Origin of the sequence: Streptomyces mutabilis, from assembly GCF_046628145.1 — a bacterium.
GTDB lineage: Bacteria > Actinomycetota > Actinomycetes > Streptomycetales > Streptomycetaceae > Streptomyces > Streptomyces mutabilis.
Genome location: NZ_CP176874.1, coordinates 1,561,114 through 1,579,703, shown reverse-complemented (window position 1 = coordinate 1,579,703; position 18,590 = coordinate 1,561,114). Strand labels below are relative to the sequence as shown.

At 72.8% G+C, this 18,590-nt stretch carries 19 protein-coding genes and 1 pseudogene; 14 read left to right on the top strand and 6 right to left on the bottom strand.

The features are described 5' to 3' along the window. Window positions 1–68: 68 nt before the first annotated feature. Complete coding sequence (locus ACLIN4_RS06900; protein ID WP_100048144.1) at window positions 69–800, top strand: SseB family protein; 732 nt, start codon at window positions 69–71, stop codon at window positions 798–800. Window positions 801–821: 21 nt separating this feature from the next. Here ACLIN4_RS06900 and ACLIN4_RS06895 read toward each other — a convergent pair whose 3' ends face one another. After that, entirely contained in the window at window positions 822–1,187 is a 366-nt protein-coding gene (locus ACLIN4_RS06895; protein ID WP_019325186.1) for a DUF1844 domain-containing protein, read from the bottom strand. A gap of 386 nt (window positions 1,188–1,573) precedes the next feature. On the opposite strand from ACLIN4_RS06895, the gene infC reads away from it, so the two are divergent. From infC to ACLIN4_RS06850, 9 genes are all read left to right on the top strand, one after another. Beyond that, a complete protein-coding gene (gene infC / locus ACLIN4_RS06890) occupies window positions 1,574–2,227 on the top strand; it encodes a translation initiation factor IF-3 (RefSeq protein WP_100048158.1) in 654 nt (217 codons plus the stop codon). A gap of 110 nt (window positions 2,228–2,337) precedes the next feature. Then, on the top strand, window positions 2,338–2,532 hold the full coding sequence (gene rpmI / locus ACLIN4_RS06885; protein ID WP_003977225.1) for a 50S ribosomal protein L35: 195 nt from the start codon (window positions 2,338–2,340) through the stop codon (window positions 2,530–2,532). Window positions 2,533–2,629: 97 nt separating this feature from the next. Beyond that, entirely contained in the window at window positions 2,630–3,013 is a 384-nt protein-coding gene (gene rplT, locus ACLIN4_RS06880) for a 50S ribosomal protein L20 (protein ID WP_004002577.1), read from the top strand. A gap of 179 nt (window positions 3,014–3,192) precedes the next feature. Further along, complete coding sequence (locus ACLIN4_RS06875) at window positions 3,193–4,041, top strand: TrmH family RNA methyltransferase (protein WP_382052309.1); 849 nt, start codon at window positions 3,193–3,195, stop codon at window positions 4,039–4,041. Between the two features lie 50 nt (window positions 4,042–4,091). Further along, window positions 4,092–5,231, top strand: a complete 1,140-nt coding sequence (locus tag ACLIN4_RS06870) for a sensor histidine kinase (RefSeq protein ID WP_107479296.1) — start codon at window positions 4,092–4,094, stop codon at window positions 5,229–5,231. 171 nt (window positions 5,232–5,402) lie between these two features. Next, the gene (gene pheS / locus ACLIN4_RS06865; RefSeq protein WP_100048146.1) at window positions 5,403–6,524 is read left to right on the top strand and encodes a phenylalanine--tRNA ligase subunit alpha; all 1,122 of its coding nucleotides are present in this window, start codon (window positions 5,403–5,405) and stop codon (window positions 6,522–6,524) included. Next, window positions 6,524–9,046, top strand: a complete 2,523-nt coding sequence (pheT, locus tag ACLIN4_RS06860; protein ID WP_411575580.1) for a phenylalanine--tRNA ligase subunit beta — start codon at window positions 6,524–6,526, stop codon at window positions 9,044–9,046. Before pheS ends, pheT begins: the two co-directional genes overlap by 1 nt. Window positions 9,047–9,479: 433 nt before the next feature. Next, window positions 9,480–10,820, top strand: coding sequence for a transcriptional regulator (locus ACLIN4_RS06855; RefSeq protein ID WP_100048148.1), 1,341 nt, complete (start codon window positions 9,480–9,482; stop codon window positions 10,818–10,820). Window positions 10,821–10,936: 116 nt separating this feature from the next. Beyond that, window positions 10,937–11,476: an NUDIX hydrolase gene (locus ACLIN4_RS06850; protein ID WP_100048149.1), complete on the top strand. Its 540-nt coding sequence runs from the start codon at window positions 10,937–10,939 to the stop codon at window positions 11,474–11,476. On the opposite strand, the gene ACLIN4_RS06845 is transcribed toward ACLIN4_RS06850, so the two are convergent. Both ACLIN4_RS06845 and ACLIN4_RS06840 read right to left on the bottom strand, forming a co-directional pair. Beyond that, window positions 11,473–11,730 (bottom strand): hypothetical protein, encoded by a 258-nt coding sequence (locus ACLIN4_RS06845; protein ID WP_100048150.1) that lies wholly within the window; start codon window positions 11,728–11,730, stop codon window positions 11,473–11,475. The genes ACLIN4_RS06850 and ACLIN4_RS06845 overlap by 4 nt on opposite strands. A gap of 198 nt (window positions 11,731–11,928) precedes the next feature. Further along, complete coding sequence (locus ACLIN4_RS06840; protein WP_100048151.1) at window positions 11,929–12,801, bottom strand: 3-hydroxybutyryl-CoA dehydrogenase; 873 nt, start codon at window positions 12,799–12,801, stop codon at window positions 11,929–11,931. 178 nt (window positions 12,802–12,979) lie between these two features. Between ACLIN4_RS06840 and ACLIN4_RS06835 the strand changes: the two genes are divergently transcribed. After that, on the top strand, window positions 12,980–14,263 hold the full coding sequence (locus ACLIN4_RS06835) for a glycoside hydrolase family 10 protein (protein WP_289909208.1): 1,284 nt from the start codon (window positions 12,980–12,982) through the stop codon (window positions 14,261–14,263). A gap of 9 nt (window positions 14,264–14,272) precedes the next feature. Here the strand turns inward: ACLIN4_RS06835 and ACLIN4_RS06830 are convergent, their stop codons facing one another. Both ACLIN4_RS06830 and ACLIN4_RS06825 read right to left on the bottom strand, forming a co-directional pair. Beyond that, window positions 14,273–14,467: a DUF1918 domain-containing protein gene (locus ACLIN4_RS06830; protein WP_100048153.1), complete on the bottom strand. Its 195-nt coding sequence runs from the start codon at window positions 14,465–14,467 to the stop codon at window positions 14,273–14,275. Window positions 14,468–14,508: 41 nt separating this feature from the next. Then, window positions 14,509–15,435: a DMT family transporter gene (locus tag ACLIN4_RS06825; protein ID WP_100048154.1), complete on the bottom strand. Its 927-nt coding sequence runs from the start codon at window positions 15,433–15,435 to the stop codon at window positions 14,509–14,511. On the opposite strand from ACLIN4_RS06825, the gene ACLIN4_RS06820 reads away from it, so the two are divergent. The 3 genes from ACLIN4_RS06820 to ACLIN4_RS06810 all read left to right on the top strand — a co-directional run bounded on the left by ACLIN4_RS06820 (window position 15,434) and on the right by ACLIN4_RS06810 (window position 18,111). Continuing rightward, window positions 15,434–16,879: a PLP-dependent aminotransferase family protein gene (locus ACLIN4_RS06820; protein WP_289909207.1), complete on the top strand. Its 1,446-nt coding sequence runs from the start codon at window positions 15,434–15,436 to the stop codon at window positions 16,877–16,879. The genes ACLIN4_RS06825 and ACLIN4_RS06820 overlap by 2 nt on opposite strands. 139 nt (window positions 16,880–17,018) lie before the next feature. After that, window positions 17,019–17,459, top strand: coding sequence for a GNAT family N-acetyltransferase (locus tag ACLIN4_RS06815; RefSeq protein ID WP_289909206.1), 441 nt, complete (start codon window positions 17,019–17,021; stop codon window positions 17,457–17,459). 73 nt (window positions 17,460–17,532) lie between these two features. Then, window positions 17,533–18,111, top strand: coding sequence for a histidine phosphatase family protein (locus tag ACLIN4_RS06810; RefSeq protein WP_257101814.1), 579 nt, complete (start codon window positions 17,533–17,535; stop codon window positions 18,109–18,111). A 15-nt stretch (window positions 18,112–18,126) separates the two neighbouring features. Here the strand turns inward: ACLIN4_RS06810 and ACLIN4_RS06805 are convergent. Further along, a pseudogene (locus tag ACLIN4_RS06805) lies at window positions 18,127–18,564 on the bottom strand (DUF6314 family protein); the annotation flags it as partial. Window positions 18,565–18,590 lie beyond the last annotated feature (26 nt).

Below are 18,590 nucleotides of genomic sequence, written 5' to 3'. Positions count from 1 at the left end.
AAGGGCGGTCAGAGTTCCCTCAGAGGCCCGTGAGGAGTGTCCTGCGCTCCCCGATAGGCTCAGGGACCGTGGCGAACAAGAACATCCCCGACTCCGCCTTCTCCGACGACGACGGCTCCGCCGACCCCCGGCTGAGCACGGCGCTCGCCGCGTGGGCCGAGGACCGCACCGCCCTGGCACCCGTGCTGGAGGCGCTCAAGGGCGCTCGCCTGCTCGTGCCCGTGGTGGCCGTCCTGGGCGAGGTGGAGGAGGACGAGAACGGGCTGCGCCGCGAGAAGACCAGCGACATGGCCGTACCGACGCTGAAGGCCGGTGGCCGGACCGCGCTGCCCGCCTTCACGTCCACCGACTCGCTCGCCCGCTGGGACCCGAAGGCCCGCCCCGTCGCCGTACCCGTGCACCAGGCGCTCCAGGCCGCCGCGCACGAGAAGGCGGACACGGTCGTCCTCGACCTCGCCGGACCGGTGCCGTTCGAGCTGACCGGGCCGGTGCTGCTGGCGTTGGCGGAGGGCCGTACGACGACCGACCCGCTCGCCGACCCGGCCGTCACCGAGGCCGTGCGCGCCGCCCTCGCCGCCGAGCCCGCCGTGCTGCGGGCGCACCTCGGTCCGGGCCGGGCCGACGGCATCCTCGCGCTGCTCCTGGACCCCGGTGCCGAGCCGGCGCGGGCCGCCCGCGCCGTCGCCGAGCGGCTGGCCGCCGACGAGACACTGAGGGCCCGCCTGGTGCGCGGCCTCGACCTGGCACTGCTGCCGGCCGGGGCGACGCCGCCGGGCGAGCCCTTGTACGTGCGGGGATAGCTCCGGGTCGACCGGAGTCGTTCAGCTGTAGACCGGGCCGGTGTACTTCTCGCCCGGGCCCTGGCCCGGCTCGTCCGGGACCAGCGACGCCTCGCGGAAGGCCAGCTGGAGCGACTTCAGGCCGTCGCGCAGCGGCGCCGCGTGGAACGAGCTGATCTCGGTCGCCGTGGCGTCCAGTAGACCGGCCAGCGCGTGCACCAGCTTGCGGGCCTCGTCCAGGTCCTTGTGCGCCTCGCCCTCCTCGGTCAGTCCGAGCTTCACGGCGGCGGCGCTCATCAGGTTGACGGCGACCGTCACGATCACCTCGACCGCCGGCACCTCGGCGATGTCGCGGGTCATGGCGTCGAAGTCGGGATTCGCCGAGGATTCGGCAGGGGTCTCACTCATGCCGCTCACGATAGGCGCAGGACGGCCGGCCGCCCCACTCGGTCTCGGTTAGCCGTTCCCCCGCCGAGCTGCTAACCTTGTGTAACGACCGGTCGGACACGCACGCCCCACGGCAGCGGGCCCGGCCCACAAGTGGAGGCTCCGAACTCCCACCTGGCCGTCCTCAGGGCGGCGGGTCACCGGTCAGGCGGTCCCGTCCCGAGCGGCGGTGACCAGCCCGAAATCGCGCCCCGCGATCACACCGCGGCGGTGCTCCGGTAGTAATGAGGAGCCCCGCCTGTGATCGTCCGGGGCATTTTTGTTGCACCGGCGCGGTTAGGTCTATCGAACACAGACGTTACGCGGCTGTCCGCCAGACCGTCGCGTGGTGCTACCGAGGAGGATCCATCAGCGCCGAGCCCCGCATCAACGACCGGATTCGCGTTCCCGAGGTGCGACTTGTCGGTCCCAGCGGCGAGCAGGTCGGGATTGTCCCGCTTGCCAAGGCCCTGGAGCTTGCGCAGGAGTACGACCTCGATCTCGTCGAGGTCGCGGCGAACGCCCGTCCGCCCGTGTGCAAGCTCATGGACTACGGGAAGTTCAAGTACGAGTCGGCCATGAAGGCCCGTGAGGCGCGCAAGAACCAGGCGCACACGGTCATCAAGGAGATGAAGCTCCGGCCGAAGATCGACCCGCACGACTATGACACCAAGAAGGGTCACGTCGTCCGGTTCCTCAAGCAGGGCGACAAGGTCAAGATCACGATCATGTTCCGTGGTCGCGAGCAGTCCCGGCCGGAGCTCGGCTACCGACTGCTGCAGCGTCTCGCGGAGGACGTGGCCGACCTCGGGTTCGTGGAGTCGAACCCGAAGCAGGACGGCCGAAACATGATCATGGTCCTCGGTCCGCACAAGAAGAAGACCGAGGCGATGGCCGAGGCTCGCCAGGCGCAGGAAGCCCGCAAGGCGGAGGCGAAGGCCAACCCCGGCCGCTCGCAGAACGCCGCGGACGACGACGCCGTGAACGCCGAGGCTCCGGCCGAGGCTTCCGCCGAGGCGTGACTCCGGGGGACTCCGGTCCCCAGGACGTAACCGATACAAGAGCGACGCTCCACCGTGCCCGGTTTCACGACCGGGCATCGGAGCGCCACCGACGAGGAGATAACGGCGCTATGCCGAAGAACAAGTCGCACAGCGGTGCCAGCAAGCGCTTCAAGATCACCGGCTCCGGCAAGGTGCTCCGTGAGCGCGCCGGCAAGCGCCACCTGCTCGAGCACAAGTCGTCCCGCGTGACGCGTCGCCTCACCGGCAACGCCGAGATGGCCCCGGGCGACGCCGCGAAGATCAAGAAGCTTCTCGGCAAGTGACGTACGGGCGCCACTGAGCGCCGTACGGCAGGACCGGGACCCATTCGACACCGGGCCGCGTGAGGACAACCGCGGCCCCGCTACAAGGAGTTAAAAAGTGGCACGCGTCAAGCGGGCAGTCAACGCCCACAAGAAGCGCCGGGCGATCCTCGAGCAGGCCTCCGGCTACCGCGGTCAGCGTTCGCGCCTGTACCGCAAGGCCAAGGAGCAGGTCACCCACTCGCTGGTCTACAACTACAACGACCGCAAGAAGCGCAAGGGTGACTTCCGCCAGCTGTGGATCCAGCGCATCAACGCCGCTGCCCGCGCCAACGGCATCACGTACAACCGCTTCATCCAGGGTCTGAAGGCCGCCAACGTCGAGGTGGACCGCAAGATCCTGGCCGAGCTGGCCGTCAACGACGCGGGCGCGTTCGCCGCGCTGGTCGAGGTCGCGCAGAAGGCGCTGCCGAGCGACGTCAACGCGCCGAAGGCCGCGTGACGCCGCGCCGGCTCTAGCCGACGTCGAAGGGACCCGCAGGCTTGAGCCTGCGGGTCCCTTCGATTGCCGTTGTTCGGTCCGTTGTCTGCCGCGGGTGCGTTGTGGCTGGGCCGCAGTTCCCCGCGCCCCTGTGGGGCGCGTCGCAGCCAGCGTCTACATCAAATGTGAAGGTGAGCAAAGTGCCTCCCGTCAGCCCCGAGCTGATCTCCCCCCGTTCCCCCCGGGTCCTCGCCGCGCGGCGGCTGGCCAAGCGGAACTTCCGGGGGAAGGAGCGGCTGTTCCTGGCGGAGGGGCCGCAGGCCGTGCGGGAGGCCGCGGGGTACGGGGAGACGCTGGTCGAGCTGTTCGCCACCGTCGAGGCCGCCGAGCGGTACGCCGACATCATCGGGGCCGCCCGGGACGCCGGCGCCCGGGTCCACCTCGCCGCCGAGACGGTGATCGAGGACATCTCCACCACCGTCACGCCGCAGGGGCTCGTCGGGGTCTGCCGGTTCCTGGACACCCCCTTCGACGAGATCCTCGCCGCTCGCCCCAAGCTCGTCGCCGTCCTCGCCCACGTCCGCGACCCCGGCAACGCCGGCACCGTGCTGCGCTGCGCCGACGCCGCCGGCGCCGAGGCCGTCGTGCTCACCGACGCCTCCGTCGACCTCTACAACCCCAAGGCGGTGCGCGCCTCCGTCGGCTCGCTGTTCCACCTGCCCGTCGCCGTCGGCGTGCCCGTCGAGCAGGCCGTGGCGGGGCTCAGGGACGCCGGGGTGCGGGTCCTCGCCGCCGACGGGGCCGGCGAACACGACCTCGACGCCGAACTGGACGCGGGCACCATGGGCGGACCCACCGCCTGGGTCTTCGGCAACGAGGCCTGGGGGCTCCCGGAGGAGACCCGCGCCCTCGCCGACGCCGTCCTGCGCGTCCCGATCCACGGCAAGGCCGAGAGCCTGAACCTCGCCACCGCCGCGGCCGTATGTCTCTACGCGTCGGCGCGTGCACAGCGCGCCGCCGGAGGGTGCCGCTCCGTCACCGAGAGCTAGTAGGGTGACCAGCTCAGGGCCCCCGCACGGCTGAGAGGTGGGGTACGGGGATGAGCGTCGGCACGAGCAGCGCACCGGGAGCACGTCACGCGCCGCGTCCGCCCGCGCCCCGCACGCCCGGCGATCCCGTCGGCCTGGGCATCGACCCCGACCAGCTGCCCGACGGCCTCGTCGTCGCCGACGAGCACGGCCGCGTCATCTGCTTCAACGCCGCCGCCGCGCGCATCACCGCCGTCCCCGCGGCCGAAGCCCTCGGGCAGCCGCTGGAGAAGGCGCTGCCCCTGGAGGACCTGGAGGGCGGACGCTGGTGGCAGCTGACCGACCCCTACGGCGGCCTCGCCATCCGTGTCCGCCAGCCCGAGCGGAACCTGCTCCTGCCCGGAGGCCGCGAAGTCCTCGTCTCCGCGCGCTACGTCCGCACCGAACGCCTCGGCCCCGTCCACCGCGTCGTCGTCACCCTCCGCGACACCGAGGCCCGGCGCCGTACCGAGCGCAGCCACGCCGAGCTGATCGCCACCGTCGCCCACGAGCTGCGCTCCCCCCTCACCTCCGTCAAGGGCTTCACGGCCACGCTGCTGGCCAAGTGGGAGCGGTTCACCGACGACCAGAAGCGGCTGATGCTGGAGACCGTCGACGCCGACGCCGACCGGGTCACCCGCCTCATCGCCGAACTGCTCGACATCTCCCGCATCGACTCCGGCCGGCTCGAGGTGCGCCGCCAGCCCGTCGACATCGGCGCCGCCGTCGGCCGCCACATCCAGGCGTACGTCGCCGCCGGCCAGGAGGCCGACCGCTTCCTGCTCCGCATCGCCCAGCCGCTGCCCGACCTGTGGGCCGACCCCGACAAGATCGACCAGGTGCTCAGCAACCTGCTCGAAAATGCCGTGCGACACGGCGAGGGAACCGTCACCATTGACGTCACGCCCACGGCGTCCCCCCGCGAAGGGGAGGAAACCGGCACGTCGGTCACGGTGAGCGACGAAGGGGCGGGCATCCCGGAGGAATCCATGAACCGCGTCTTCACCCGCTTCTGGCGGGGCAGCAAGCGCGGCGGCACCGGCCTCGGGCTGTACATCGTCAAGGGCATCGTCGAGGCCCACGGCGGCACCATCACGGTCGGCCGCGCCCCCGGCGGCGGCGCCGAGTTCCGATTTACCCTGCCCGTGGCGGCACCGGCGTACCTCACCTGAGAAGCACCAGAGGCGGCCGACGACCCCCACGGGCGTAATCAGCGTTCCACAGCCCCGTTAGACTCGGTCTTTGGCACCTTTGCGTCCAGTTCCGAAGACGAAGCGTCTCCCGTTCCGTCTCCGGACCGTAGACGGGGCGTTCCAGCCAGCCAATCGGAAGCACGGGAAGAGATGTCGGCACCGAATAAGTCGTACGACCCTGTCGAGGTCGAGGCGTTGAAACCGGAAGAGATCGAGCGCATGCGGGACGAGGCGCTCGCCGCCTTCGCCGCCGCGGACTCCCTCGACGCGCTCCAGGAGGCCAAGGTCGCCCACACCGGCGGCACCTCCCCGCTGTCGCTGGCCAACCGCGAGATCGGCGCCCTGCCCCCGCACGCCAAGGCCGAGGCCGGCAAGCGCGTCGGCATGGCCCGCGGCGCCGTGAACAAGGCGCTGGCCGCCCGCCAGGAGGAGCTGGAGGCCGAGCGCGACGCGCGCGTCCTGGTCGAGGAGGCGGTGGACGTCACGCTGCCCCACGACCGCGTCCCGGCCGGCGCCCGGCACCCGCTCACCACGCTCTCCGAGCGCATCGAGGACGTCTTCGTCGCCATGGGCTACGAGGTCGCCGAGGGCCCCGAGGTCGAGGCCGAGTGGTTCAACTTCGACGCGCTCAACATCGGCCCGGACCACCCCGCCCGCGGCGAGGCCGACACGTTCTTCGTGCAGGGCCCGAAGGGCGGCACCGAGGCCGGCGTGGTGCTGCGCACCCACACCTCGCCCGTGCAGATCCGCTCCCTGCTCGACCGTGAGCTGCCGGTCTACGTGATCTGCCCCGGCCGCGTGTACCGCACCGACGAGCTGGACGCCACGCACACCCCCGTCTTCCACCAGGTCGAGCTGCTCGCCATCGACGAGGGCCTGACCATGGCGGACCTCAAGGGCACCCTGGACCACATGGTCCAGTCGCTGTTCGGCGCGGAGATGAAGACCCGGCTCAGGCCGAACTTCTTCCCGTTCACCGAGCCGTCCGCCGAGATGGACATGCTCTGCTACGTCTGCAAGGGCGCGTCCGTCGGCAACCCCGACCGGCCCTGCCGCACCTGCTCCAGCGAGGGCTGGATCGAGCTGGGCGGCTGCGGCATGGTCAACCCGCGGGTGCTCACCGCCTGCGGCGTCGACCCGGAGAAGTACAGCGGCTTCGCCTTCGGGTTCGGCATCGAGCGGATGCTGATGTTCCGCCACAACGTCGAGGACATGCGAGACATGGTCGAGGGTGACGTCCGGTTCACCCGGCCGTTCGGGATGGAGATCTGATGCGGATCCCGCTTTCTTGGCTGCGGGAGTACGTCGACCTGCCGGCGACGGAGACCGGCCGTGACGTACAGGCCAAGCTCATTTCGGCCGGGCTGGAGGTCGAGACCGTCGAGCACCTCGGCGCCGACCTCAAGGGCCCCCTCGTCGTCGGCCAGGTGCTGACCATCGAGGAGCTGGAGGGCTTCAAGAAGCCGATCCGCTTCTGCACGGTCGACGTCGGCCGGGCCAACGGCACCGGTGAGCCCCAGGAGATCGTCTGCGGCGCCCGCAACTTCGCCGTCGGCGACAAGGTCGTCGTGGTCCTGCCCGGCGCCACCCTGCCCGGCGGCTTCTCGATCAGCGCCCGCAAGACCTATGGCAAGACTTCCCACGGCATGATCTGCTCCAGCGACGAGCTGGGCATGGGCGACGACGGCACCCACGGCATCATCGTGCTGCCGCCGGAGACCGAGGTCGGCAAGGACGCCATCGAGCTGCTGGAGCTGGTCGACGAGGTCCTGGACATCGCCGTCACCGCCAACCGCGGCGACTGCCTGTCCATCCGCGGTGTCGCCCGCGAGACCGCCATCGCCTACGGCCTGCCGCTGCGCGACCCGGCCCTGCTGGACGTGCCCGCGCCGAACGCCTACGGCTACCCGGTGAAGATCGCCGACCCGAGCGGCTGCGACCGCTTCACCGCCCGCACGGTGACCGGCCTCAGCGCCGAGGCGCGCTCCCCGATCTGGCTCCAGCGCCGGCTCCAGAAGGTCGGCATGCGCCCGATCTCCCTCGCCGTCGACGTCACGAACTACGTGATGATGGAGCTGGGCCAGCCCCTGCACGCCTACGACCGCTCCCTGGTCCAGGGCACCATCGGCGTGCGCCGGGCCGAGGAGGGCGAGAAGATCGTCACCCTCGACGGCGTCGAGCGGAAGCTGCACGCCGAGGACCTGGTCATCACCGACGACCGCGGGCCCATCGGCCTGGCCGGCGTCATGGGCGGCGCCAACACGGAGATCGCGGACCACGACGCCGCCGAGAACGGCGGGAACGCGACGAGTGACGTGGTCATCGAGGCCGCCCACTTCGACCAGGTGTCCGTCGCGCGCACCGCCCGCCGGCACAAGCTGTCCTCCGAGGCGTCCCGGCGCTTCGAGCGCGGTGTCGACCCGCAGGCCGCCGCCGCTGCCGCGCAGCGCACCGTCGACCTGCTGGTGCTGCTCGCGGGCGGCACCGCCGAGGCCGGCGTCACCGAGATCAGCGCCCCGCCCGTGCCGCACACCATCAGCGTCCCGGCCGACCACCCGGACAGGGTCGCGGGCGTGGAGTACGGCCGCGAGACCGTCGTACGCCGCCTCCAGGAGGTCGGCTGCGACGTGTACGGGCAGGACGAGCTGATCGTCACCGTCCCGTCCTGGCGGCCCGACCTCACCGACCCCAACGACCTCGCCGAAGAGGTCATCCGCCTGGAGGGCTACGAGAACCTGCCCTCCACGCTGCCCAGGCCCCCGGCGGGCCGCGGGCTGACCGCCCGCCAGCGCCTGCACCGCCGCGTCGGGCGCGCCCTGGCCGGCGCCGGTTACGTCGAGGCGCTGAACTACCCGTTCGTCAGCGAGCAGGTCTTCGACCAGCTCGGGCTGGACGCCGACGACCCGGCCCGCCGCGTCGTCAAGCTGGTCAACCCGCTCAGCGACGAGGAGCCCGCGCTGCGGACCTCGCTGCTGCCGGGCCTGCTCGGCGCGCTGCGCCGCAACGACGGCCGGGGCTCGCACGACCTGGCGCTCTTCGAGACGGGCCTGGTCTTCCACCCCCGCGACGAGCAGCGCATCGCCGCGAACCTGCCTGTCGACCGGCGCCCCGGCGAGGACGACCTCGCCGCGCTGGACGCCGCGCTGCCCGACCAGCCGCGGCACGTCGCCGTCGTCCTGGCCGGCGCCCGCGAGCAGGCCGGCTGGTGGGGCAAGGGCCGTCCGGCCGACTGGGCCGACGCGGTCGAGTCCGCCCGCACCGTCGCCCGCGAGGCCCGCGCCGAGCTGGGCGTCCGCAAGGGCCAGTACGGGCCGTGGCACCCGGGCCGCTGCGCCGAGCTGTTCGTCACCGTGGACGGCGAGGACCGCGTCGTCGGGCACGCCGGTGAGCTGCACCCGCGTGTCGTGAAGGCGCTCGGCCTGCCCGCGCGCACCTGTGCGATGGAACTCGACCTCGACGCGGTGGCGGGGGTCGGCGACGACACCCCGCAGGCGCCGGGCATCTCCACGTTCCCGGTCGCGACGCAGGATGTCGCCCTGGTGGTCGACGAGTTCGTCCCGGCCGACGAGGTCGAGGCCGCGCTGCGCGAGGGCGCGGGCGAACTGCTGGAGTCCATCCGGCTGTTCGACGTCTACGGCAACGCGGAGCAGCTGGGTGAGGGGCGCAAGTCCCTGGCGTACGCGCTGCGCTTCCGGGCGGGCGACCGGACGCTGACCGTCGACGAGGCGTCGGCCGCCCGCGACGCGGCGGTCGCCCTCGCGGGGGAGCGGGTCGGAGCGGTGCTGCGCAGTTAGGGGTTGGCCCGAGGGGCGTGGGGTTTCCGCCGGTTCGGCGGCTGCGGGCGGTCGGTGGCCGGTCGCGCAGTTCCCCGCGCCCCTGGAGGGACGCCGCCCCGACGCCGACAAGGGGCGCGAGCACCACGACGTGCCCGCACCCGACATCGCGTCCGTCGCGCAAGGGCGTCGATCCGCCCCGCACGGCCGGCGGAGCCGTCCGCCCCGCCACGGAGTGTCGGGCAGGCAGCTGGGCGGACGGCGTGGAAACGGACCGCCGCACTGTACGAGGGGGAGCCGGCGGCCCGGCCGGCCTCTTTCGAGGCCCTTCAGTCAACCGGCCCGGGACTCTCCGCGACAGCGCGCGCACGCTGCGGATGCGCGTACTCCGTTCACACCCCGTGTGAAGACCGACGCACTACGCTGTCGGGCACCGAGTCACCGGGGGGCGCCCATGCAACCCAACACCCTGCTCGACGCGATCCTGGACGAGGCCGGGATCTCGCACGCGGGACTGGCCGCGCACGTCAACCAGGCCGGGCGGGCCCGTGGGCTCGCCCTGAGATACGAACACACCGCCGTCGCGCGGTGGTTGAAGGGGCAGCGGCCCCGCGGGCAGGTGCCCGACCTGATCTGCGAGGTCCTCGCGGCCCGGCTGCACCGGCCCGTCACCCTCGACGACATCGGCCTCGGCGTGCCCGGCGAACCCGCCGCCGCGCACACCGGCTCGCTGTCCGGCTTCGTGGAGCGGGCGACCGCCCTGTGGCGCTCCGACCAGCAAGAGCGCCCGCACATCCTCGGCGCCCCCGCGCTCACCGGCACGCCCGCCGTGATGCCGGTGTGGGAGTGGGAGAACCCGCCCGAGGACGTGGACGTCTCCCGCGGCGGGCGGCACCGGGTCACCCCGGCCGACCTGGAGATGCTGCGCTGTGCCCGCGCCCACTACGAGCAGATGTACCGCAAGGCCGGCGGCATGGCGACCCGCGCCCGCATCGTCGGGTTCCTCAACTGCGAGGCCGCCCCGCTGCTGCGCGGCGGCTACACCGACGCCACCGGCCGCCAGCTCCACCGGGCCACCGGAGGTCTCGTCGCGGTCGCCGGCATCTGCGCGTACGACTCCGACGCGCACGGACTCGCGCAGCGCTACTTCCACCAGGCCCTGCGCCTGGCGAAGGCCAGCGGGGACCGGGGCCTGGGCGCCTACGTCATCGCGCTGCTGGTCAACCAGGCACTGTTCATGCGGGAGCACCGGCAGGCCGTCGCCTTCGCCGAGGCCGCCCTGCGCACCGCCGGCCGGCACATCACCCCGGCGCTCGCCTCCGACCTGTACGCGATGCAGGCGAAGGCGTACGCCCACCTCGGCGACGGCACCAGCGCCCTGTCCTGCATCCGGCGCGCCGAGCAGGCCGCCGAGCGGATCCGGCGCGGGTACGAACCCGACGAGACCGGCTATGTCCAGCCCGGTCTGGTCAACGTCCAGGTGGCGGAGGCGCTGCTCAGCCTCGGCGAAGTGACGGCGGCGGCCGAACACGCCGCGGCGGCCGTCGACAACCCGGCGCACGACCGCGGCCGGGTGCACCGGCTCGCGATGCTCAGCACCGTCGAACTGCGCCAGGGCAACGCCGACAAGGCGGTGGCGACCGCCGTGCAGATGGCCGAACAGGCCCGGGGAATGGAGTCCCAGCGTCTGCGCGACAGACTCCGCGCGGTGCGCGAGCACCTGGTGCGCAGCGGTTGCGCGGGCACCGCGGAGGCGGCCGAACTCATCGACGGGGCCCTGCGCGTACCGCTCTGACGTCCCGGCCGGGGACCCGCTGCGCCACTGCTGCGCCCTGAGCGGCCACCGTGCGCCTGCTGCCGGCCCGCTCCTGCTGCGATATTGCCACCTACTCCAGGAAAGGTGGCAGAACCGTGCAGTGGACGAAACAGAACGAACAAACTGTGTATGCAAATCGCTGGTTCAGCGTCAATCTGGCCGATGTCGGGCTACCGGACGGCCGGCACCTCGACCACTTCCTGATACGGATGCGCCCCGTGGCCGTGGCCACCGTCGTCAACGAGGCCGACGAGGTTCTCCTGCTGTGGCGGCACCGCTTCATCACCGACAGCTGGGGCTGGGAACTCGCGGCCGGCGTCGTCGAGGACGGCGAGGACGTCGCGGTCGCGGCGGCCAGGGAACTGGAGGAGGAGACCGGCTGGCGGCCGGGACCCCTGCACCACCTCATGAGCGTGGAGCCGTCCAACGGGCTCACCGACGCCCGGCACCACATCTACTGGGCCGACGAAGGCACGTACGTCGGACACCCCGTGGACGCCTTCGAGTCGGACCGCAGGGAGTGGATTCCGCTGAAGGTCGTGCCCGACCTGGTCGCCCGAGGGGAGGTCCCGGCCGCCAACATGGCGGCCGCGTTACTCCTGCTGCACCACCTCAGGGCCCGGGACCGGGGCTAGTGTCCGAGGGCCTGCCACACGGCCACGGCCAGCGCGCCCAGTGCCGTGAGGACCGCGACCGAGGGCAGTGGCCAGCGGGCGTGTTCCAGGGCGGTCAGCCGGGTGCTCAGGTCCTCCAGCTCCTTGGCGCCCTCCTCGGTGCGGTGCGAGAGCAGGGCCAGTCCGCCCTCGACGCGGGCATGGGCCACATCGAGCCGGCGCCGTAACTCTGCGAGTTCTCCCAGATGGGCGGAACGCTCGGGATCGGCGGTCACGAAACCGCTCCTTTCCGTTGTCGTCTCACGTCCCTTGCATGTGCATGGTGAGTCAACCCGCCTGGTCGGCGCATGGGGAGAGTGTGCGATAGGCATATGCGAGCCCGGCATTCACACGCCGTGCGAACGCCACGGGCCCGGCACCCCGAAAGGTGCCGGGCCCGCAGGACGGTCACTGTGCGTGTCGACCGCGGTCGGTCAGCCGTAGGTGTAGAAGCCCGACCCGGTCTTCCGGCCCAGCCGGCCCGCGTCGACCATGCGCTGGAGCAGCGGGGGAGCGGCGTACAGCGGCTCCTTGTACTCCTCGTACATCGAGTACGCGACCGAGGCGACCGTGTCCAGGCCGATCAGGTCGGACAGCTTGAGCGGGCCCATCGGGTGGGCGCAGCCCATCTCCATCCCGTTGTCGATGTCCTCGCGGCTGGCGATGCCCGACTCGAACATCCGGATCGCGGAGAGGAGGTACGGGATCAGCAGCGCGTTGACCACGAAGCCGGAGCGGTCCTGGGCGCGGATGGAGTGCTTGCCGAGCACCTTCTCGGTGAACAGCTGCGCCCGGCTCAGCGTGCCCTCGGAGGTGGTGAGCGCCGGGATCAGCTCGACCAGCTGCTGCACGGGGGCCGGGTTGAAGAAGTGGATGCCGATGACGTGGTCGGGGCGCGAAGTGGCGACGGCCAGCTTCACCAGCGGGATCGAGGAGGTGTTGGAGGCCAGGATGGCGTCCGGCCGGGTCACGACCTGGTCCAGCACCTGGAAGATCTCGGTCTTGACCTGCTCGTTCTCGACGACGGCCTCGATCACCAGGTCTCGGTCGGCGAACTCGCCGAGGTCGGTGGTGAAGCTCAGCCGCGCCTGTGTCGCGTCCCGCTCCTCCTCGGTGATCTTCCCGCGCTCGGCGGCCTTGGTGAGCGAGTTGTACAGCCGGGTCCGGCCGATCTCCAGCGCCTCACCGGTGGTCTCGGCGACCATCACGTCCAGACCGGAGCGGGCGCACACCTCGGCGATGCCCGCTCCCATCTGACCGCAGCCCACCACGCCGACGCGTGCGATATCTCCCGAGATGCCGGTCACATCGTCCCTTTCGCTGACTTCACGGCTGTGGCAGCAGGCACGCCGGGGTCCCCGGTGCCTGCTCCGATCGAGCACGTTACCTCCGAATGGCCACGGATCCGTCCCCCGGGTCGGGCATGCTGAGGGCCCGTACACGATCCGTGACCGCGCGGATCCGCAGCGTTCAGGAGGTCTCCCCATGGGCGGTGTCTCGCGTCGTGCCTTCGCGGTGGCGGCGTTGTCGGCGTTCACGATGGCGCCCCGGGCGTCGGCCGCCCCGGTCCCCTCGGCCGCCCCGGCTCCGCCGGCCGCACCGGGCCCCGCCGCGGGAGCCCGCGCGGGCGGTGCCGTCACCGCCGGGATGCGAGGCATGTGGCTGGCCACGGTGGCGGGCCGGGACTGGCCCACCCGCGCGGGGCTGCGCGCGGCCGAGCAGCGCGCGGAGCTGATCGAGCACCTCGATGCGGCGGTGCGGCACGGCCTCAACACGGTGATCTTCCAGGTGCGGCCCACGGCCGACGCGCTGTGGCCCTCGGCACACGAGCCGTGGTCCGAGTACCTGTCCGGCAGCCAGGGCCGTGACCCGGGCTGGGACCCGCTGGGCACGGCCGTCACCGAGGCGCACGCCCGCGGACTGGAGCTGCACGCCTGGTTCAACCCGTACCGCGTCGCCACGCACGACGACCCGAGCCGGCTGGTGCCGTCCCACCCCGCGCGCGAGCACCCCGAGTGGGTGGTGCCGTACGGCGGGAAGCTCTACTACAACCCGGGGCTGCCCGAGGTCAGGGCCTTCGTCCAGGACGCGATGATGGACGCCGTCGAGAAGTACGCCGTGGACGGCGTCCACTTCGACGACTACTTCTACCCCTATCCGGTGGCGGGGCGGAGCTTCGGCGACGGCGGGACCTTCGGCACGTACGGCAGCGGCTTCACGACCAAGGCGGCCTGGCGGCGGAACAACATCGACCTGCTGGTGCGCGAGACCGCGGCCCGGGTGAAGAAGATCCGGCCCTCCGCCCGCTTCGGTGTCAGCCCCTTCGGCGTGTGGCGCAACGCGGCCACCGACGCCGAGGGCTCGGACACGAAGGCCGGCGTGCAGACCTACGACGACCTGCACGCGGACACCCGCAAGTGGGTGCGCGAGGGCTGGATCGACTACATCGTCCCGCAGCTGTACTGGAACATCGGCCTTCAGGCCGCCGACTACGCCAAGCTCCTCCCGTGGTGGGCCGAGGTCGCCAGGGGCAGCCGGACCGAGCTGTACGTCGGCGAGGCGCTGTACAAGGCCGGCGATCCGGCGCAGGGCGCCGCCTGGCAGGACCCGGCCGAACTCTCCCGGCACCTCACGCTCGCCCAGCGGTACCCCGAGGTCCGCGGGCACGTCTTCTTCTCCGCGAAGGACGTGGCGGACGACCGGATCGGCGCGATGGCACGGGTCGGCGCCGACCACTACGCGCGGCCCGCCCGTACCTCGCGCCGATAGGCGCTTCGGCTACAGCTGGATCTCCCTGTGCCGGATCTCCGAGTCGGGACCGGGCGAGCACACCGCCTCGTGCCCGTCCTCGAACCGGACCCGGTACGGGGGAGCGCCTTCCTTGCCCATGACTTCGACGATCTCCGCGACCTTGTCGTGCTCACCCACCACCCGGCCGTGCTGGATCAGCTGGTCGCCCTTGGTTGCGTGCATCTGTGAGGCCTCCTCACGCGTGTGCCGCGGGTGTGTGCCGCTCAGCCCCGGGCCCGCTGGGTGACCGCGATGCACACCAGCACCGCCGCGGCGGTCAGCGGAGCGGCCACCGTCAGGTGCTCGCCCAGGAGAAGTACCGACCACACCAGTGTGAGCAGCGGCTGGGCCAGCTGCAACTGGCTGGCCTTCGGGATACCGATGGCCGCCATGCCCCGGTACCAGACGACCAGCCCGAGGAACTGCGAGCCCACCGACACCCACAGCAGCCCGGCCACACCGTGCGCCGTCAGGTGCACCGGCTCGAACGACAGGGCCACGGCCGCCATCGGCACGGTCACCGGCAGGCACAGCACCAGCGCCCAGCCGATGACCTGCCAGCCCGGCATCACCCGGGCCAGACGCCCGCCCTCGGTGTAGCCGGCCGCGCACACCAGCAGCGCCCCGAAGAGATAGGCGTCGGCCGCGGTCAGCGCCCCGCCGCTCTGCTGCACCGTGAAGGCGATCACGGCCGCCGCGCCCGCCAGCGCCGCGATCCAGAAGGTGCGCGAGGGGCGGGTGCCGATGCGCAGGGCGGACAGCAGCGCGGTGGTCAGCGGAAGCAGGCCGACCACGACGGCGGCGTGCGCGGTGGTCGAGGTCTGCAGGGCGAGCGTGGTCAGCAGCGGGAAGCCGAGGACGACGCCCGCGCCCACCACCGCCAGCCCGAACCAGTGGCGCCGCTCGGGCACGGGTACGCGCAGGGCCAGCAGGCAGCCTCCGGCGATCACCGCCGCGAGGATGCTGCGCACGGCGATCAGGGACCAGGGGCCGAAGCCCTCCAGGCCCCAGGCGGTGGCGGGGAAGGTGAGGGAGAAGGCGACGACACCGAGGGCCGCCTGGAGGGTACCGAGGGAGCGGGCGCCGGACTCGGTGCCCGGGCCGTCCACTGCTATCGCCGTCGGGCCGGTAGCGCTACTCTGTGCTCTCATGCAAGAGCGTAGCAGTGTCGCTGACCTGGCGAACCAGCTGAGGAACGAGCTCGACCGCTACTCTCCCGGCGGAAAGCTCCCGTCCAGCCGGGCCCTCGTCGACCGCTTCCGGGTCAGCCCCGTGACCGTCTCCCGCGCCCTGGCGCAACTGGCCGCCGAGGGGCTGGTGGTCACCCGGCCCGGCGCCGGGGCCTTCCGGGCCCGGCCGCGCTCCTCCGCGACACCCGGCGGGGACACCTCCTGGCAGGAGGTCGCGCTCAGTGCCGACGGCGCCGCCGACCTCGTACCGCGCTCGGTGGACGCCTCCGGGGTCCTGGTCTCGCTGGCCGCCCCGCCGCCCGGCGTCGTCGAGTTCAACGGCGGCTACCTGCACCCCTCGCTGCAGCCGGAACGGGCGATGGCGGCGGCGCTGTCCCGGGCCGGGCGGCGGCCGGGAGCGTGGGGCAGGCCGCCGATGGAGGGGCTGCCGGAACTGCGGGAGTGGTTCGCGCGCGGCATCGGCGGCGCCATCACGGCGGCCGAGGTGCTGGTCACCTCGGGCGGCCAGTCAGCGCTGACCACCGCCCTGCGCGCCCTCGCCCCGCCCGGCACCCCCGTCCTCGTCGAGTCCCCGACGTACCCCGGCATGCTGGCCATCGCGCGGGCGGCCGGTCTGCGCCCCGTGCCGGTCCCCGTGGACGCCGACGGCGTGCGCCCGGCCCTGCTCGCCGACGCCTTCCGGGCGACCGGCGCCCGCGTCTTCGTCTGCCAGCCCCTGTTCCAGAACCCGACCGGCGCCGTGCTCGCCCCCGAGCGGCGCGGCGAGGTGCTGCGCATCGCCCGTGCGGCCGGAGCCTTCGTGGTCGAGGACGACTTCGTACGGCGGCTGGTGCACGAGGACGCGGGGCCGCTGCCCGCCCCGCTCGCCGCCGACGACCCGGACGGCGTCGTCGTGCACGTCGGCTCGCTGACCAAGGCGACCTCGCCGAGCTTCCGGGTGAGCGCTCTGGCCGCGCGCGGGCCGGTGCTGGAGCGGCTGCGGGCCATCCAGGTCGTCGACACCTTCTTCGTGCCCCGCCCCCTCCAGGAGGCGGCGCTGGAGCTGGTCGGCTCGCCCGCCTGGCCCCGTCATCTGCGCGCCGTCTCGGCGGAGTTGAAGGCCCGGAGGGACGCGATGACGTCCGCCCTGCGCCTGCACCTCCCCGAGATCTCCCTGGCCCACATCCCCTCCGGCGGCTACCACCTGTGGCCCCGGCTGCCCGAGGGCACGGACGAGGCCGCCCTCACCGCGGCCGCCCTGCGCGCCGGTGTGGCCGTCACCCCGGGCCGCCCGTACTTCAGTGCCGAGCCCCCGGCCCCCCACCTGCGGCTGAGCTTCGCGGCGGTGGCGGGCGCGGGGGAGATCGCGGAAGGGGTGCGGCGCCTGCGCGCGGCCTGCGCGGAGGTGTGGGGGCGGCACCCGTGAGCCGGCACCCGTGGGCCGGCACCCGTGCGTCGGCGCTCGTGAGCCGGCACCCGTGCGTCGGCGCTCGTCGGTCGGGCATCCATGGCCGCCGCCCCTTAATGGGTCGACGCCGTCCCACCGCCCCTGCGAGCATCCCCGCATGACCGCCACGCCGAGCCTCCCCGAGGGCTACGAGATCTCCACCGACCCGCAGCGGATCGACGCCGAGCGCGTGCACCGCTGGCTGTCCACCGACGCGTACTGGGCGCTCGGACGGCCCCGGGAGAAGCAGGCGCGCGCGATCGAGGGTTCGCTCAACTTCGGGATCTACGAGGGGCTGTCGGGCGAGCAGGTGGCGTACGCCCGGGTGGTCACCGACCGGGCGACCTTCGCCTGGCTGTGCGACGTGTACGTCGACCCCTCGGTGCGGGGAAAGGGTCTCGGCACGGCGCTGGTCGCGGCGGTGCGCGAGCACCTGCGGCCGTACGGGCTGCGGCGCGTCCTGCTGGCGACGCACGACGCGCACGGGGTGTACGAGAAGCTCGGGTTCAGGGGCCTGGACCGGCCGGACGAGTGGATGGCGTACACCTTCGGTCCGTGAGCCGGAGCGCACCCACGGTGACCCACAGGTAACACCCCTTGACCTGCGTACCCCTGCGCAGCACCATCACCGCATGGCGCTTCGGGTCACGTTCGTCGCGGCCGCGCGCAGCTCACCGCTGCTCGCGGAGCGCTTCGACGACGACCGGCCGCTGGACCGGGCCGGCTGGGACGAGGTACTGCGCGTGACGGGCGCCCTGCTGCCGCTCGCGGCGGCCGAGCTGCGCTACTGCTCGCCCACGCCCCGCAGCCGGGCCACCGGCGACGCCATCGGCGTCTCCCCGCTGGCCCAACTCGCCCTCAGGGAGTGCGACATGGGGCGCTGGCGCGGGCTGACCCTCGGCGAGGCCATGGCCCGTGAGCCGGCCGCCGTGGACGCCTGGCTCGCCGATCCGCGCACGGCACCGCACGGCGGGGAGTCGCTGTCGGCCTTCATCACCCGGGTCGGCGGCTGGCTCGACACGCGCCCCGGCGAGGACGGCGATCGCATCGTGGCCGTGGCCGAGCCGTCCGTGATCCGGGCCGCGCTGGTCCACGCCCTGAATGCGTCGCCGTCGACGTACTGGAACCTGGACGTCCGCCCCTTGTCGACCACTACGGTCACGGGCCGCGCGGGCCGCTGGAACCTCCGCTTCGAAAGCGCGGCGGCCTAGCTGGGCCGCGGCCTCCTCGCGCGTGTAGTCCGTGACCAGCAGCAGGTCCTTCGCCGGGCCGCCCACCCGCCACACGGTCCGCCAGCGGTCCGCGTCCCGGACGGTGAACTCGCCGCGGTACAGGTCGGCGGCGCACGGGTGGTCGGCGACGTGGTGGCCCGACGTCAGGTCCAGCCCGTGGAAGGGGCGGCCGTCCGCGAAGCGCACGTCGGCGGTGCCCGGCCCCGCTCCCGGTTCGTAGCGCAGCGTCCGCTCGGCGGGGCGGGTCACGCCCTGCCAGGTGAAGGCCCCGGCCTCCCGGCTCAGCAGCCCCCCGCCCGCGAGCGCCTCGAACGCCGTCGACCCCACGAAGCGCCCCTGGGCCCCGCTCGTCAGGTCCCGCACCGTCCGCTCGGTACGCCACCGGCCCGCGAGATACGCCAGCACGTCCGGCACCGGCCACAACTCGCCCATTTCCACCAGCTTTCCGCCTCCGGCCC

Coding starts and splice junctions, on each gene's coding strand:
- ACLIN4_RS06870 (WP_107479296.1), top strand. CDS start 4,092: ATGAGCGTCGGCACGAGCAGCGCACCGGGAGCACGTCACGCGCCGCGT.
- pheT (WP_411575580.1), top strand. CDS start 6,524: ATGCGGATCCCGCTTTCTTGGCTGCGGGAGTACGTCGACCTGCCGGCG.
- ACLIN4_RS06835 (WP_289909208.1), top strand. CDS start 12,980: ATGGGCGGTGTCTCGCGTCGTGCCTTCGCGGTGGCGGCGTTGTCGGCG.
- ACLIN4_RS06830 (WP_100048153.1), bottom strand. CDS start 14,467: ATGCACGCAACCAAGGGCGACCAGCTGATCCAGCACGGCCGGGTGGTG.
- ACLIN4_RS06855 (WP_100048148.1), top strand. CDS start 9,480: ATGCAACCCAACACCCTGCTCGACGCGATCCTGGACGAGGCCGGGATC.
- ACLIN4_RS06895 (WP_019325186.1), bottom strand. CDS start 1,187: ATGAGTGAGACCCCTGCCGAATCCTCGGCGAATCCCGACTTCGACGCC.
- ACLIN4_RS06825 (WP_100048154.1), bottom strand. CDS start 15,435: ATGAGAGCACAGAGTAGCGCTACCGGCCCGACGGCGATAGCAGTGGAC.
- rpmI (WP_003977225.1), top strand. CDS start 2,338: ATGCCGAAGAACAAGTCGCACAGCGGTGCCAGCAAGCGCTTCAAGATC.
- pheS (WP_100048146.1), top strand. CDS start 5,403: ATGTCGGCACCGAATAAGTCGTACGACCCTGTCGAGGTCGAGGCGTTG.
- ACLIN4_RS06820 (WP_289909207.1), top strand. CDS start 15,434: ATGCAAGAGCGTAGCAGTGTCGCTGACCTGGCGAACCAGCTGAGGAAC.
- ACLIN4_RS06810 (WP_257101814.1), top strand. CDS start 17,533: ATGGCGCTTCGGGTCACGTTCGTCGCGGCCGCGCGCAGCTCACCGCTG.
- ACLIN4_RS06815 (WP_289909206.1), top strand. CDS start 17,019: ATGACCGCCACGCCGAGCCTCCCCGAGGGCTACGAGATCTCCACCGAC.